Origin of the sequence: Rhizobium sp. SL86 (genome assembly GCF_026672545.1) — a bacterium.
Lineage (GTDB): Bacteria > Pseudomonadota > Alphaproteobacteria > Rhizobiales > Rhizobiaceae > Neorhizobium.
The window spans coordinates 61,995-75,140 of record NZ_JAPPRJ010000008.1; the positions used below are offsets into that span (position 1 = coordinate 61,995).

The following is a 13,146-nucleotide window of genomic DNA, read 5'->3' on the forward strand; positions in this document are numbered from 1 at the left end:
GTCAGCGTTCGGGATTGTCGGCATTCGCCATCGGGCTGGGTCGACCATCGGGTGCGTCCGAATCCAGCCGCTCGTCGAGATCCTCGAGATCGCTCTCGACGATATAGGTATCGCCACCACCCAGGCGGGAGGCTTCGTGGACGGCCTTGAGGTTTGTTGTGTCCTCGCGGGCATGCAGGGCATCCTCGGCACGCTCCCGACCGTCTTCCGCAAAGCGGCGCGAGCCTTCATCTGTCATCTTCTCGCGGGCATCCATGCTGTCCTTGCTGTCCTTGCTGGCCATCGGCCTTGTCCTTTCCTCATCTGCGGCGCCGAACTGGCGCGCCTGTCGACAGAAGAACCCCCGGAGCAGGCATCCGGTTCCCCGCCCGCCCTGCCACGCTGGAACGGGAGACGGGTCTTGCGAGTTGGCACGACAGAGGAGGGCCGCAGAGCTCTCCGGAGAAGGGCAGGCAGGAAGGAGAATGCAGATGCCGGCGAAATCCAAGGCACAACAGAAGGCGGCAGGGGCAGCCCTTGCCGCCAAACGCGGTGACATCAAGAAGAGCGAGCTTCAGGGAGCCTCGAAAAGCATGGAGAAATCCATGTCCGAAAAGGAGCTGCACGACATGGCGTCCACCAAACGCAAGGGCAAACCGGAGCACGTATCCAACAGCTGAGACCGACGGTCTTTCGTGATCCGATCATAGGACCGCTTCTTCATCTTGAACCTGCGGTCGCCATCCCCATATGGAGCTCGACCCGGTGGTCCGGGCCCCTCTGGTGAAAGATCGGCGCTTTCACGATGTCGGACCTCTTTCTTGCGGCATTGAACGCCGAGTTGGAGGATAAACGACATGTTTTCCGAAATTGCAGCCTGGTTCATCACGATGGCGGTGCTCAACCCCGTGCAGGTCGAGGTTCAGACGCGGCTTGAGCAGGTGAATGCCTCGGCTGCGGCGGCCACGCAGGTGCAGCAGTGCATCACCACCCATGCGCTGCGGCTGATCGAACGGGCGGCGAACGAGCCGTCCTGGGCCGTCACGACCGCCATCGGCGTGTCGGTTGGCTGGACCTCACCCGTGACGCTTCTCGACACAAGAGATCCGAGCTGTGCAGCGCTTGCGGCTCTGCTGCAGGGTGGGGAACAGGCCAAGGAACAGGACGGTGAGCAGTCCTGATTGACATCGGGATGTCGGGGATGCGGAGCGGCGAGAACCGCTCCGCATCGAGTGTCATGCGACGGCGTAACGGTCGCGCAGCGCCTCGAATTTTGACAGCTGTTCGGCCACCAGTTCGCGTGCTTCGTCGCGTTTGACGAAGACCTTGAACATGGCAGAGCCCTTGGCGTTCATGAACCACACCGAACAGGAGCGGCGGCCGTGAAAAGCACGGTCGACGAAGGTGATCCCGGCGCAATTGTCCTTGCGGATATGGCCGCCGATCGGGCTGTCGCCATGGATGTTGAACCAGCCATGGCCTTCACTTCCGGCAGGAAGCGAACCGGTGGCTTCGAGCACGATGTCATCGGTATGGACGATGAACAGGATCTCGCCCCAGCCGGACATTTCTGTCCAGATCGTCTCGAATTCGGCGACCGCGGCCGTCGTCGCAGCACCCTTCGGCAGGATGGCGAGGATCTCCGCTGGCGTCACCTCGGCCTTGGCAGCAATCGCCTCCACCACGCCATCTGGCTTCTCGGCAAGGGCGGCCAGTGCCCGCTCGTGGCGTTCGTCAGGAGGGGCGGAAAGAGCCGTCACGCTGCTCATGCAGCCTCCGCGCGGTTGCCCTTGGCATCTTCGTGAATGATGACCTCGAAACCTTCGAAATGCGGGCCGGAGAGATATTCGACCTTGCCGCGGTTTTCACCGGCGCGCGCATGAGCGGCGCGGAACTGCTCGGACTTCGTCCAGGCAGTGAAATGCTCCTGGGTTTCCCACAGCGTGTGCGAGGCATAAAGCGTGTGGTCCTCGTGCTTTGCGCCCTTCAGCATGTGAAATTCCAGGTAGCCCGGAACGGTCGAAAGATGCCGCTCGCGCGTGCGCCAGATCTCTTCAAACGCCTCTTCGAAACCCGGCACGACACGGAAACGGTTCATTGCGATATACATGGATCAGCATCCTCTTTTAAGTGGTGTGGTGGCCTCAAGATATCTGTTGCCCCGGCTCTTGAAAAGCCCTAAACCAGAGCTACACACTCCAGTTTGGGAATGGGGAGCGGCGCGTCTTTTAAGGGCGCGGATGACCGCCCCCGCCCGGTTAAGGCGTCGAGGCGAAACGATATGACGATGCGCGCTGTTTTCAAAACAGGTTTTCTTGCGGTTCTCGTGAGTGGAGGTCTCGGCATCGCGCCGGTGCTCGCCTCCGATGCCACAAATCCGTCCGCCAAGCGGATCGTTTCCATCGGCGGCACGGTGACTGAGATCCTGTACGCGCTCGGCGCCGGGGACCGGATCGTCGCCCGCGATTCGACCAGCAGCTTTCCTGTCGAAGCCATGAAGAAGCCGGATATCGGCTACATGCGTGCGCTGTCGCCGGAAGGCATTCTCGGCCAGACGCCGGACCTCATCCTGTCGGAAGACGGTGCCGGTCCGCCGGATGCGCTGGCCATTCTGAAGGCGAGTGAAATCCCGATGGTGACGATCGACACGCCGCCGCAAGGTGCCGCGATTGCCAAGAAGATCCGCGACGTGGGTGCGGCTGTCGGTCTTTCCGACAAGGCGGAGACCCTGGCGGTGAAGACCGATGCGGATCTGGCGGCACTGGCGGGCGAGACGGCGAAACTGCCGCAGCCCCGCAAGCGGGTGCTGTTCGTGCTGTCGATCGCCAATGGCCGCATCATGGCCGGCGGCAAGGACACCGAAGCGGCGGCCATCATTGAGATGGCCGGTGGCGTCAACGCGGCAGAGGGTATTACCGGCTACAAGCCGCTGACGGACGAGGCGGTGATTGCCGCCAAGCCGGATGTCGTGCTCGTCATGCAGTCCGGCAATCATGGTGTGAAGCCGGAGGAGGTGTTTGCGCTTCCCGCCTTCCAATCCACGCCGGCGGCCGCCTCCAAATCGCTCCTCCGCATGGATGGCCTGCTGCTTTTGGGCTTTGGGCCGCGCACGCCGGATGCGGCGCGCAGCCTCGCCTCCAGCCTCTATCCGGGGAGCTTCTGAGCCATGCGGTCTGAGGCGTTGCGGCTCAGTCTCGGCACCGATGACGGCGACCGCTCGCGCCAGGGTGTGCTGTGCATTGCCGTGCTTCTGCTGCTTTTGGCCGTTGCCTGCCTCATTTCGCTCGGCAGCGGCCCGACGGGTGTCGATCTTTCGCATCTGTGGCTCTATCTGACCGGCCGCGGCGGTGAGCTGGCGGTGCAGGAGCGTGTGGTGCTGGAGGCGGTGCGTCTGCCGCGCACGGCGCTTGGGCTTCTGGTCGGTGCGGGGCTGGCGATCTCCGGCGCGATGATGCAGGGCCTGTTCCGCAATCCGCTCGCCGATCCTGGCGTCGTGGGCGTTACCTCAGGCGCTGCATTGTTTGCGGTGGCCGGCATCGTCCTGGGCGGCGGTCTGCTGGCTCCGGTCTCCATGGCGCTCGGCAGCCATTTCCTGCCGCTGATGGCCTTTTTCGGCGGGCTGTTTAACACTTGGCTGCTTTACCGCATCGCGACGCATGGCGGGCAGACTCATACGACCACGCTGATCCTTTCCGGCATCGCCGTCGGCGCGCTTAGCCTTGCGCTGATGGGGCTTCTGATCTTCATGGCCGACGATCGTCAGCTGCGCGACATCACCTTCTGGAATCTCGGCTCTCTGGGGGGCGCCACCTTCACCCGCGTCGTCTCGGTCCTGCCGTTCGTGGCGCTGGTGGTTGCCATCATCCCCTTCGTCGCACGCGGGCTCGATGCACTGATCCTCGGCGATGCGGCGGCCTTTCATATGGGCATTCCGGTGCAGCGGCTGAAGCGGCTGGTCATCCTCGCCGTCGCTGCGGCCTGCGGGGCAACCGTTGCGGTCTCCGGATCGATCGGTTTCGTCGGCATCGTCGTGCCGCATCTCTTGCGCCTCGTCATCGGCCCCTCGCACCGTTTCCTGCTGCCGGCCTCCGCCATTGGCGGCGGTGCGCTTTTGCTGGTGGCCGACAGTGTCGCCCGCACGATCGTCGCGCCCGCCGAACTGCCGATCGGCATCATCACCGCTCTCTTCGGTGCGCCGGTCTTCCTGATGCTGCTTCTCGGCCGCAACGGTGCGCGCCGCATGGGAGAACACTGATGATCCGCGCCCATTCCGTCACGATCGAACGCGCCGGCCGTCGCCTGCTGGACGAGGTCTCGCTCGAGCTTCGGCCGGGCGAAATGACGGTGATCATCGGGCCGAACGGGGCGGGCAAATCGACCCTCCTGAAGGCGCTGTCGGGTGAGATCGGTGTCAGCTCCGGGCGCGTAACCTATGACGGCATGGAAATCTCGCTCTACCAGCCGCAGCAACTGGCGGCGCGCCGGGCGGTGCTGCCGCAGGCAAGCGAGCTTGCCTTCCCGTTCACCGCGCTGGAAATCGTGCGCATGGGGGCGGTGGCGCAAGGCGCTCTCGATCCGACCGTGCAGGCGCGCCAGGCGCTGATGCGGGTCGGGCTCTCCGGTTTCGAGGGGCGCAGTTATCCGTCGCTCTCGGGTGGCGAACAGCAGCGTGTGCAGTTTGCCCGGGCGCTCGCCCAGGTGCCGAAGGCGTTCGATCGCGGGCTGGCGCGCGGCCTCTTTCTCGATGAGCCGACGGCAAGCCTCGACCTCGGCCATCAGATTGCGGTTCTCGAAACGGCGCGTGCTTTTGCCAATGATGGTGGCATGGTGCTGGCCATCCTGCACGACCTGAACCTTGCGGCGGAATTCGCCGATCAGGTGATCGTGCTGCACAAGGGGCGTGTCGTGGCCGAGGGGCCATGCGTCGAGACGCTGAGCGACGAGATCATTGCCAATGTCTATGGCATTGCCGGTGCCGTTGGCCGCATGCCGGCCGCCCATATTCCTTTCGTGCTGCCGCAATCGCGGCATGGTGCGTCTGCCTGAACGTGTGCCAGCGGTTCACGCGCCGGCATCCGGTCTTGTGACGATGAAAAGCGACGAGCCGGCCAGAATCGCCAGCACCAGAAGCGCGCGCCAGAGCGGCGGCGAGGTGCCGAACAGAAAGATCGCATAACTTGCCGCCATCAGGCTGAGGGCCGCGACCTTCGCCTTGCGCGAAATCGCGCCATTGCGCCGCCAGTCCTGCAGCGCCGGACCGAAGCGCGGATGGTTCATCAGCCAGGCTTCGAGTTTCGGCGAGGAGCGGGTGAAACAGGCGACGGCGAGCAGCAGGAAGGGCGTGGTCGGCAAAAGCGGCAGAAAGGCGCCGACGATGCCGAGCGCCACGAAGAACCAGCCAAGGCCGAGAAAAACCCATCGCGTCATCAAAGATCCATCCGTCATGCGCCGCCTGCGATGATAGCGGAAGGCGCGGAAAGAGGGAAATCCTTATCGGGCCGCTCAAGTTCCAATTTTGCCACTGCGGCAGACAGGTACGCTTGCGGCAGACGTGACAGAGCTTCGTTTTCAGCCGCCGCACAGGCTGGCCTTTGATGCGGACGCGGCTATAGTGCACCCCGCAGTTCACAGGGAGTCGTAGCCGGTTCATGTCTCAGAAAAAGGTCCTCGTCGTCGGCGGTGCCGGTTATATCGGTTCGCACAATTGCCTGCTGCTTGCCGAGCGCGGCTACCAGCCGATCGTGTTCGACAACCTGACCAACGGCCATGCGGAATTCGTCAAGTGGGGACCGCTGGAACAGGGTGATATCCGCGACCGGGCGCGTCTCGATGAAGTCTTCGCCAAACACAAGCCGGATGCGGTTCTGCATTTTGCCGCCCTGATCGAGGTGGGTGAATCGGTGAAAAACCCGGTCGCCTTCTACGACAACAATGTCATCGGCGCGCTGACGCTTCTCTCGGCGGCGATGGAGGCCGGCGTCAAGGCCTTCGTCTTCTCCTCCACCTGCGCGACCTACGGTCTGCCGGAACAGGTGCCGATGGACGAGACGCATCCCCAGGCGCCGATCAACCCTTACGGCCGCACCAAGTTTATCATCGAACAGGCGCTGAAGGATTACGGCACCTACAAGGGCCTGCGCTCTGTGATGCTGCGCTATTTTAATGCTGCCGGTGCCGATTTCGAAGGTCGCATTGGCGAATGGCATACGCCGGAAACCCACGCCATTCCGCTTGCCATCGAGGCTGCCCTTGGCCGGCGCCAGGGTTTCAAGGTTTTCGGTGACGATTACGACACCCGCGACGGCACCTGCGTGCGCGACTACATCCATGTTCTCGACCTGGCGGATGCGCATGTGCGCGCCGTCGATTACCTTCTGGCCGGCGGCGAGACGGTGGAACTCAACCTCGGCACCGGCACCGGCACGACGGTGAAGGAACTGCTGGCGGCGATTTCCGACGTCTCGGGAAAACCGTTCCCGGTCGAATATGTCGGTCGCCGCGACGGCGATTCCACCACGCTCGTTGCCAACAATGAAAAGGCGAAGGCGGTGCTGGGCTGGGAGCCGAAATATACGTTGCACGACATCATCCGCTCGGCCTGGGACTGGCACTCGAAGGCCAATTTCCATCTCCAGTAACCGGCAGCGACAGAGGGAAGGGCAGGCATGGCAGAGAACGGCGTGAAGCTGGAGGAAAGCTGGAAAGAGGTGCTCGGCCCGCAGTTTGCCGATCCCTATATGGCAGCCCTCCGGCAGTTCCTGACCGCCGAGAAGGAAGCGGGCAAACGCATCTTCCCGAAGGGCAGCGAATATTTCCGTGCGCTCGACCTGACGCCGCTGCCCAAGGTGAAGGTGGTAATCCTCGGGCAGGATCCGTATCACGGTGCCGGCCAGGCGCATGGCCTTTGCTTCAGTGTCCGACCCGGCGTGCGCATTCCGCCCTCGCTCGTCAATATCTACAAGGAAATGCAGACGGATCTCGGTATTCCGCCGGCTCAACACGGTTTCCTCGAACACTGGGCGCGTCAGGGTGTGCTGCTCTTGAACAGCGTGTTGACGGTGGAGGAGGGGCGTGCGGCCGCCCACCAGGGCAAAGGCTGGGAACGTTTCACCGATGCCGTCATCCGCGCCGTCAACGAAGACTGCAGCCACGTCGTCTTCATGCTCTGGGGATCCTACGCGCAGAAGAAGGCCGCCTTTGTCGATCAGCGCCGGCATCTGGTGCTGAAGGCGCCGCATCCGTCGCCGCTCTCGGCCCATAACGGCTTTTTCGGCTCCCGGCATTTTTCCAAGGCCAATGCCTACCTGATCTCCAATGGACGCGAACCGGTGGATTGGCAGCTTCCCGCGGCGCCGGCGCTTGATGGCTGAGCGCAAGATGCGTTTTGTGAACAATGCGTTCTGATTGTTCACTCTATGCGCTGACCCAAAAACACACCATCTTCACCCCAGACAAGCGGACCGATCACCGGCCCGCAGAGATTGAAGACAAAGGGTCACGCCATGTTGAACCAGATCAAAGGCCTGCATCACGTCACATCGATGGCTGCCAGCGCCCGTACCAACAACCAGTTCTTCACCGATACGCTCGGCCTGCGCCGCGTCAAGAAGACCGTCAATTTCGACGCGCCGGATGTCTATCACCTCTATTACGGTGACGAAGTCGGCACGCCCGGTTCGGTGATGACCTATTTCCCGTTCCCGCACATCGCCCAGGGTCGTCCCGGCACCGGCGAAGTCGGCACCACCGTCTTTTCTGTTCCGCAGGGCGCGATTTCCTACTGGGGCAACCGGCTCGCCTCCAAGGGCAGCCTGGAGATGAAGACCGACGAGGTTTTCGGCGAAAAGCGTCTCAACTTCTTTGGCCCGGATGGCGATGGTTTTGCCCTGGTTGAAGTGAAGGACGATCCGCGCGCCGCCTGGACCGGCAATGGGGTCGACGTCGATCACGCGATTCGCGGTTTCCATTCGGCCTCCATGCGTCTGCGTGATGAAGGCGCAACCGTCGAACTCCTGAAGTTCATGGGGTACGAGCAGGTGGACCATAAGGATGGCGTCACCCGCATGGGCATGCCCGGCGGCAATGGTGCCGATTACATCGACATCGAGACCATGCCGAACATTGCTCGCGCCAATCTCGGCGCCGGCTCGGTGCACCACATCGCCTTTGCGGTCGAAAACCGCGAAAAGCAGCTGGAAGTGCGCAAGGCGCTGATGGAGACCGGTTACCAGGTCACCCCCGTCATCGACCGCGATTATTTCTGGGCGATCTATTTCCGCACGCCGGGCGGCGTGTTGTTCGAAATCGCCACCAATGAACCGGGCTTCGATCGCGATGAGGATACCGCTCATCTCGGTGAAGCGCTGAAACTGCCGACCCAGCACGCCCACCTGCGCTCCTATTTGGAAGAGCATCTGGAAAAGCTGGAAGGCTAAGGTGAACGCCATGACCACAGACGCCTATATCCACCTCAAGCGCCCGGGCAAACCGGGCGCCCCCATCCTCTTTGCCTTCCACGGCACGGGCGGTGACGAGAACCAGTTCTTCGATTTCGCCAGCCGGCTTCTGCCCGATGCGACCGTGATTTCGCCGCGCGGCGATGTCTCCGAGCATGGTGCGGCTCGTTTCTTCCGTCGCCGGGCGGAGGGGCTCTACGACCTCGAGGATCTGGCGCGGGCGACGCAGAAGATGGCCGGTTTTGTTGCCGCCCATCGCGAGGCTGCTTCTGCCGGTCCGGTGATCGGCCTCGGTTTTTCCAATGGCGCGAACATTCTCGCCAATGCGGTGATCGAGAAGCCGGAGTTGTTCGACGCCTCCGTGTTGATGCATCCGCTGATCCCGTTCGAGCCGAAGCCACGGCCCGGAAAGGGCAGCGTGCTGATCACCGCAGGCGAACGCGATCCGATCTGCCCGGTGCCGTTGACGCAGGCGCTTGCCGATTATTTCACCGCCCAGGGCGAAAAGGTCACGTTGGACTGGCATTCCGGCGGGCACGAGATCCGCGGCAACGAGATCGAAGCGGTCAAGGTGTTTTTGGCACCCTACGGGGCGTGAGGGGGAATTCCCCATCTGTCGCCGGGCCGGATCAAACGGGATGCAATCTCGGGCCGGCCTGTGCTATCCTCTACGAAACGCAATCAATAGGCGCACACCCAAGGCATTGTCGCACGGACTTGGATTTCAGGAAGGGCATGGAATCGATCTGAAAGGAGCTGGAGCAGGCATGAGCACGGACAATATTAGTCTTGAGTTTCTGGCAAAGCAGGCAAAACTTCAGATGGATGAAATGCGTCTGGTCCGGAAGGATTTGGGCGATATGATGCGGCTGTTGAACGCGACCTATGATCTGACAAGACGGGTCGAGCGACGGGAAACAGAGCTTCGTGATGACATCGAGTTGATGGTCAAGATGGAGCTTGGAGGCTCGCTTGCCAATATTCAAACGGCAATCGAAAGTTCGCTGTCCCGGATCGAAGACAGCGTCAGGACTGTTGAGAAAAGAGTGGAAACGCTGGAAAACAAGATCTGACGCGCTGATTTGGAATGATCGCGACAAGTGATCCGCCACCCGATCTCTGTTCCCGCCGTAGCGGCATTTCCGCTTCCGACCCGCTCCACCCCAGCTATACTTTCTCCTCGATACCCACAGAATCAGGAGTGTGCGGGCATGGCGCCATCGGAAAAACAGCTCTTCAACCCACCCTCCGTGCGCAAACCCTTCGGGGCCTATAATCATGGTCTTCTGGTGCCGCCGGGTGCAGCGCTGCTTGTCACCTCCGGCCAGCTCGGCATTGCCCCGGACGACACGATCCCGCCGGACGTGACCGGCCAGGCCGAGCTTTGCTTCGAGGCGATCAAGGCCATTCTGGCAGAGGCCGGTATGACGTTTGCCGATGTCATCCGCATCTCCGGTTTCGTGACGAAGCGCGAGGATTTCGCGCCTTACATGGCCGTGCGCGATCGCTATACGGCAGAGCCGAAGCCGGTTTCCACGCTGATCGTGGTCGGCGGGTTCACCCGCCCGGAATTCCTGGTCGAGGTGGAGGTGACGGCCGCCCGCATTGTCTGACGGCCGCCTCTTCCTCACGCCTGCCAGCTCTTCAGCGCCCGCAGCATCGGCGTTTTCTTGACGATGTGCTCGTCCATGCGCGACAGCAGGTGATCGAGCAAGGAGACGGCGTCGGCGACCGCCGGTCCCTTGTTCAGCATCACGCATTCGGCGCGCGCGGCCATGGCGGCATCGGTCATCTCGCCGCGCGAGGGAAGGCCGGTCTTGACGAGGTCCTCGAGCACCTGGGTCGCCCAGATCACCGGTACCGAGGCCGCCTCGCAGATCCAGAGGATTTCCTCCTGCATCTCCGCCACGCGCTCGAAACCGATTTCGGCGGCAAGATCGCCTCGGGCGATCATCACGCCGAAGGGGCGCCGGTGGCGCAGGGCCGCGGCAATCAGGGCCGGCAGGTTGCGCACCGCCTCCGGCTGCTCGATCTTGGCGACGATGCCGAGCGGGGTCGTGCGCGGCGGCACCTTTGCGAGCGCCTCTTCCAGGAGGTCGATATCCTGCGGGCGGCTGACGAAGGAATAACCCAGCATGTCGGCGCATTCCACGACGGTTGCGAGATCCGTCTCGTCCTTGGCAGTGAGCGGCGACAGGCCAAGTGCGGTGTCCGGCAGGTTCAAGCCCTTTTCCGGTTTCAGCTTGGCGCCGCCCGTCTTGCAGCGGTTGACGCGGATCGTCGCTTCGTTACGGGAAAGCGCCTCGACAATGCCCTCCAGCTTGCCGTCGTCGTAACGTACGCGGTCACCGATCGACAGGCGGGTGACGATTTCCGGCAAGGAGACCGAAGCACAGGCAACGATGTCATCGTCCAGCGACGGTTCACCCTCTGCCACCAGCCGGAACAGGTCGCCGACCTGCAGCTTGGCCTTCTTCTCCGGCACCACCCTTTCGGTGCGGATTTTCGGGCCGGCAATGTCCATCAACACCCGCACCGGCACGCCCAGCCGCTCCCCGGCGGTCCGCACATGGCCGGCCATGGCAAGCCAGGCCTCGCGGTCGTCATGGGCGCAGTTGATGCGGGCGATGTTCATGCCGCGGCGCACGAGGTCGAGCACGAAATCCGGCTGGTCCTTCGCTTCAGAGGGCAGGGTCACCATGATGCGGCAACGGCGCCGTCCCGGCACGTCGCCGAGCAGGCCGTCGGCGGCTTCGGCAAGAAAGGTCTCGCCCTGGAAGAAGGCTGCCTCGTTTGCGCCGTTGCTGCGCGGAAAGGTCTCGTCCGCATGCGGCGCAAGCATGGCGAGAACCGCATCAAGGGTCGGCAAAACGCGGCTTTCAAGCCGTCCCAGCGAGGAGAGGCCGCAGGCCATCAGCCGGCGTTGCAGCGGGCGGATGTCGTGGCGGCGCAGCGTCAGGTAATGGGCAAGATTGGTCAGGCGGGACTGGTCGCGCGGGGTCAATGCTTCGGTGCCGCCAAGCTCGTCGAGCAAGGGGGCCGATTCCGTGGCGATGGCCGTGCGCAGGATTTCGACATCCGCGTAGAGCGACGGCAAGGTCACGGTTCCATCGATGGTCTGGTCGGCGGCCTGATCGGCCTCCATCGTGGCGGCGGTTTGGTGGGTTCGGGTCTTCGGCATGCTCGTCTCTCCACATCGCATCGCAATCAACCTGCGATGCGGAGATAACGGTGTTATGACCTTGCGGCTTCAGGCTTTGCGATAAAACAAAGACGATGCAAAATCAGTAGCCGCAGCTATGCAATTGCCGTTCATAACGGTCTGCAATGCCGGCGGAGCGTTGGGCGGCCGCACGGATGGCAGAGGTGAACTTGCCGCGCTCGTAGCCCGCATGGCCGGCATAATAGGCAAGATACAGCCGGTAGGTATCGGTCAGCGCAATGCCGTTCCGGCGGTTGCTCTTGTTGTGATACCAGCCGACGAACTTGATGGCATCGCCAAAATCGGTGCGGCTTGCCGCCCAGCGGCCCGTTTCGCGCTGATAGGCCGCCCAGGTGCCATCAAGCGCCTGTGCATAACCATAGGCCGAGGACGGCCGTTTCCACGGAATGAAGCCCAGCAAATAGATGCGCTTCGGCCGTGCATAAGCGCGGAAGCCGGATTCGGTGTAGATGGTGGCCATCAGCACGGGCACAGGGACACCGTACTCGCGCGATGCGCGTTTTGCCTCGCGTGCCCAGTTGTTGAAGAGCCCATCGCGCTGCGCAAAGATGGCGCAGGCGTTATCAATCCTGCTCGGCGCGGTTCCGCAGCCGGCAAGAAAGAGAAGGGCGATGAAAAACGCATAACGCATCGCTTATCCTCTCGATCTGAGAGGATTAATAGCCGGTAAAAATTAAATAAAGGTTGAGCGATCCGAGTGCGTCTCAGAAAGCTTCCATCTCGGCCTTCACCCTCGCCAGGAAGGTGGCCCGGGTTTCCTCGGTGCAATTGTTCATGTCGTAGTGGGCCAGGAACTTGACCGGCGCGCCGATCTTGATCTGCGCGCGGATGACGCGTTTGATGATTTTCTTCGGCGGGTTGCCGACCAGGAAAGCCCGCATCGGGGTTCCGCCATAGGTCATGACGGCGGCGAGTTTTTCGATGTGGCGCAGCGTCGGCGTCAGTTTCCCGTCCTGAAGCGCAAAAGAGACGCCCGGCAGCCAGACGCGGTCGAAATAACCCTTCAGCATGGCGGGGAAACCGAAATTCCAGACCGGCGTGCAGATGACGAGGCCCTGGGCGGCCTTCAGCCGTGCCACGTAACCCTCGAGCCCCGTCATGTTCTGCGGATAGTCATGATAGATGCGCCGGCCATGGGCGGAAAGAACAGGATCGAAGCCTTCCGCATAAAGATCGCAGGCATCCACCTCGTGGCCGGCCTTTGCCAGGCTCTCGCAGGTCTGGCGGAACAGCGCCTTGCCGTAACTTTCCTCGACAGGATGGGAATGCAGCACGAGGACGCGCATCGAACAATCTCCAAATCATTCCCCGCAGCCATAGCCGTCGGGACCGGTTGAAAATATCCGCGCCGTTTGTCCCAGCACCCCGGCCCTTCGCCGCCCAGCCGAAGGGGTCAGGGTGCCATGTCTTGATTGCATGAGCCGGGGAACCCGGCCGGGAGTACCTTCGGAATGGCTGTGATGGCGGTGATTGTCGGTCAAAATCCTC

At 62.5% G+C, this 13,146-nt stretch carries 18 protein-coding genes; 11 read left to right on the top strand and 7 right to left on the bottom strand.

What is annotated here, in order from left to right; genetic code table 11:
* Position 1: 1 nt before the first annotated feature.
* On the bottom strand, positions 2-283 hold the full coding sequence (locus tag OU993_RS21110; RefSeq protein WP_268160786.1) for a hypothetical protein: 282 nt from the start codon (positions 281-283) through the stop codon (positions 2-4).
* Between the two features lie 187 nt (positions 284-470).
* Here OU993_RS21110 and OU993_RS21115 point away from each other — a divergent pair, with 187 nt between their 5' ends.
* Complete coding sequence (locus OU993_RS21115) at positions 471-659, top strand: DUF3008 family protein (RefSeq protein ID WP_268160788.1); 189 nt, start codon at positions 471-473, stop codon at positions 657-659.
* A 177-nt stretch (positions 660-836) separates the two neighbouring features.
* Entirely contained in the window at positions 837-1,160 is a 324-nt protein-coding gene (locus OU993_RS21120; protein ID WP_268160790.1) for a hypothetical protein, read from the top strand.
* A 54-nt stretch (positions 1,161-1,214) separates the two neighbouring features.
* On the opposite strand, the gene hutX is transcribed toward OU993_RS21120, so the two are convergent.
* Positions 1,215-1,748: a heme utilization cystosolic carrier protein HutX gene (gene hutX / locus OU993_RS21125; RefSeq protein WP_268160792.1), complete on the bottom strand. Its 534-nt coding sequence runs from the start codon at positions 1,746-1,748 to the stop codon at positions 1,215-1,217.
* Positions 1,745-2,089, bottom strand: a complete 345-nt coding sequence (locus OU993_RS21130; RefSeq protein WP_268160795.1) for an antibiotic biosynthesis monooxygenase family protein — start codon at positions 2,087-2,089, stop codon at positions 1,745-1,747. Before OU993_RS21130 ends, hutX begins: the two co-directional genes overlap by 4 nt.
* A 177-nt stretch (positions 2,090-2,266) precedes the next feature.
* Here OU993_RS21130 and OU993_RS21135 point away from each other — a divergent pair, with 177 nt between their 5' ends.
* From OU993_RS21135 to OU993_RS21145, 3 genes are read left to right on the top strand one after another with little or no spacing between them, the layout of a single operon-like run.
* Positions 2,267-3,142 carry a heme/hemin ABC transporter substrate-binding protein gene (locus OU993_RS21135; RefSeq protein ID WP_268160797.1) on the top strand — a complete coding sequence of 292 codons (876 nt, stop codon included), beginning with the start codon at positions 2,267-2,269 and terminating at the stop codon, positions 3,140-3,142.
* 3 nt (positions 3,143-3,145) lie between these two features.
* Complete coding sequence (locus OU993_RS21140; RefSeq protein ID WP_268160798.1) at positions 3,146-4,234, top strand: FecCD family ABC transporter permease; 1,089 nt, start codon at positions 3,146-3,148, stop codon at positions 4,232-4,234.
* Positions 4,234-5,025, top strand: coding sequence for a heme ABC transporter ATP-binding protein (locus tag OU993_RS21145; RefSeq protein ID WP_268160801.1), 792 nt, complete (start codon positions 4,234-4,236; stop codon positions 5,023-5,025). Before OU993_RS21140 ends, OU993_RS21145 begins: the two co-directional genes overlap by 1 nt.
* Before the next feature lie 15 nt (positions 5,026-5,040).
* Here OU993_RS21145 and OU993_RS21150 read toward each other — a convergent pair whose 3' ends face one another.
* Positions 5,041-5,406 carry a YbaN family protein gene (locus OU993_RS21150; protein ID WP_268160803.1) on the bottom strand — a complete coding sequence of 122 codons (366 nt, stop codon included), beginning with the start codon at positions 5,404-5,406 and terminating at the stop codon, positions 5,041-5,043.
* A gap of 221 nt (positions 5,407-5,627) precedes the next feature.
* Between OU993_RS21150 and galE the strand changes: the two genes are divergently transcribed.
* The 6 genes from galE to OU993_RS21180 all read left to right on the top strand — a co-directional run bounded on the left by galE (position 5,628) and on the right by OU993_RS21180 (position 10,048).
* Positions 5,628-6,617: a UDP-glucose 4-epimerase GalE gene (galE, locus tag OU993_RS21155; RefSeq protein ID WP_268160805.1), complete on the top strand. Its 990-nt coding sequence runs from the start codon at positions 5,628-5,630 to the stop codon at positions 6,615-6,617.
* 27 nt (positions 6,618-6,644) lie between these two features.
* Positions 6,645-7,349: a uracil-DNA glycosylase gene (gene ung, locus OU993_RS21160; RefSeq protein ID WP_268160807.1), complete on the top strand. Its 705-nt coding sequence runs from the start codon at positions 6,645-6,647 to the stop codon at positions 7,347-7,349.
* 132 nt (positions 7,350-7,481) lie between these two features.
* Positions 7,482-8,414: a VOC family protein gene (locus OU993_RS21165; RefSeq protein ID WP_268160809.1), complete on the top strand. Its 933-nt coding sequence runs from the start codon at positions 7,482-7,484 to the stop codon at positions 8,412-8,414.
* 10 nt (positions 8,415-8,424) lie between these two features.
* Complete coding sequence (locus OU993_RS21170; protein ID WP_268160811.1) at positions 8,425-9,033, top strand: alpha/beta hydrolase; 609 nt, start codon at positions 8,425-8,427, stop codon at positions 9,031-9,033.
* A 169-nt stretch (positions 9,034-9,202) separates the two neighbouring features.
* Positions 9,203-9,508, top strand: a complete 306-nt coding sequence (locus OU993_RS21175) for a hypothetical protein (protein ID WP_268160813.1) — start codon at positions 9,203-9,205, stop codon at positions 9,506-9,508.
* Between the two features lie 138 nt (positions 9,509-9,646).
* Positions 9,647-10,048: a RidA family protein gene (locus OU993_RS21180; RefSeq protein WP_268160815.1), complete on the top strand. Its 402-nt coding sequence runs from the start codon at positions 9,647-9,649 to the stop codon at positions 10,046-10,048.
* A 14-nt stretch (positions 10,049-10,062) separates the two neighbouring features.
* Here OU993_RS21180 and OU993_RS21185 read toward each other — a convergent pair whose 3' ends face one another.
* The 3 genes from OU993_RS21185 to OU993_RS21195 all read right to left on the bottom strand — a co-directional run bounded on the left by OU993_RS21185 (position 10,063) and on the right by OU993_RS21195 (position 12,944).
* On the bottom strand, positions 10,063-11,616 hold the full coding sequence (locus OU993_RS21185) for a pyruvate kinase (protein WP_268160817.1): 1,554 nt from the start codon (positions 11,614-11,616) through the stop codon (positions 10,063-10,065).
* Between the two features lie 103 nt (positions 11,617-11,719).
* On the bottom strand, positions 11,720-12,289 hold the full coding sequence (locus OU993_RS21190; protein ID WP_268160819.1) for a transglycosylase SLT domain-containing protein: 570 nt from the start codon (positions 12,287-12,289) through the stop codon (positions 11,720-11,722).
* Between the two features lie 73 nt (positions 12,290-12,362).
* On the bottom strand, positions 12,363-12,944 hold the full coding sequence (locus OU993_RS21195; protein WP_268160820.1) for an NAD(P)H-dependent oxidoreductase: 582 nt from the start codon (positions 12,942-12,944) through the stop codon (positions 12,363-12,365).
* Positions 12,945-13,146 lie beyond the last annotated feature (202 nt).

What these genes read in the sequence shown, in the direction of transcription:
- ung (WP_268160807.1), top strand. Translation starts at nt 6,645, where the DNA reads ATGGCAGAGAACGGCGTGAAGCTGGAGGAAAGCTGGAAAGAGGTGCTC.
- OU993_RS21140 (WP_268160798.1), top strand. Translation starts at nt 3,146, where the DNA reads ATGCGGTCTGAGGCGTTGCGGCTCAGTCTCGGCACCGATGACGGCGAC.
- OU993_RS21115 (WP_268160788.1), top strand. Translation starts at nt 471, where the DNA reads ATGCCGGCGAAATCCAAGGCACAACAGAAGGCGGCAGGGGCAGCCCTT.
- OU993_RS21135 (WP_268160797.1), top strand. Translation starts at nt 2,267, where the DNA reads ATGCGCGCTGTTTTCAAAACAGGTTTTCTTGCGGTTCTCGTGAGTGGA.
- OU993_RS21185 (WP_268160817.1), bottom strand. Translation starts at nt 11,616, where the DNA reads ATGCCGAAGACCCGAACCCACCAAACCGCCGCCACGATGGAGGCCGAT.
- OU993_RS21165 (WP_268160809.1), top strand. Translation starts at nt 7,482, where the DNA reads ATGTTGAACCAGATCAAAGGCCTGCATCACGTCACATCGATGGCTGCC.
- OU993_RS21130 (WP_268160795.1), bottom strand. Translation starts at nt 2,089, where the DNA reads ATGTATATCGCAATGAACCGTTTCCGTGTCGTGCCGGGTTTCGAAGAG.
- OU993_RS21150 (WP_268160803.1), bottom strand. Translation starts at nt 5,406, where the DNA reads ATGACGCGATGGGTTTTTCTCGGCCTTGGCTGGTTCTTCGTGGCGCTC.
- OU993_RS21110 (WP_268160786.1), bottom strand. Translation starts at nt 283, where the DNA reads ATGGCCAGCAAGGACAGCAAGGACAGCATGGATGCCCGCGAGAAGATG.
- hutX (WP_268160792.1), bottom strand. Translation starts at nt 1,748, where the DNA reads ATGAGCAGCGTGACGGCTCTTTCCGCCCCTCCTGACGAACGCCACGAG.
- OU993_RS21170 (WP_268160811.1), top strand. Translation starts at nt 8,425, where the DNA reads ATGACCACAGACGCCTATATCCACCTCAAGCGCCCGGGCAAACCGGGC.
- OU993_RS21120 (WP_268160790.1), top strand. Translation starts at nt 837, where the DNA reads ATGTTTTCCGAAATTGCAGCCTGGTTCATCACGATGGCGGTGCTCAAC.
- OU993_RS21195 (WP_268160820.1), bottom strand. Translation starts at nt 12,944, where the DNA reads ATGCGCGTCCTCGTGCTGCATTCCCATCCTGTCGAGGAAAGTTACGGC.
- OU993_RS21145 (WP_268160801.1), top strand. Translation starts at nt 4,234, where the DNA reads ATGATCCGCGCCCATTCCGTCACGATCGAACGCGCCGGCCGTCGCCTG.
- OU993_RS21190 (WP_268160819.1), bottom strand. Translation starts at nt 12,289, where the DNA reads ATGCGTTATGCGTTTTTCATCGCCCTTCTCTTTCTTGCCGGCTGCGGA.
- OU993_RS21175 (WP_268160813.1), top strand. Translation starts at nt 9,203, where the DNA reads ATGAGCACGGACAATATTAGTCTTGAGTTTCTGGCAAAGCAGGCAAAA.
- galE (WP_268160805.1), top strand. Translation starts at nt 5,628, where the DNA reads ATGTCTCAGAAAAAGGTCCTCGTCGTCGGCGGTGCCGGTTATATCGGT.
- OU993_RS21180 (WP_268160815.1), top strand. Translation starts at nt 9,647, where the DNA reads ATGGCGCCATCGGAAAAACAGCTCTTCAACCCACCCTCCGTGCGCAAA.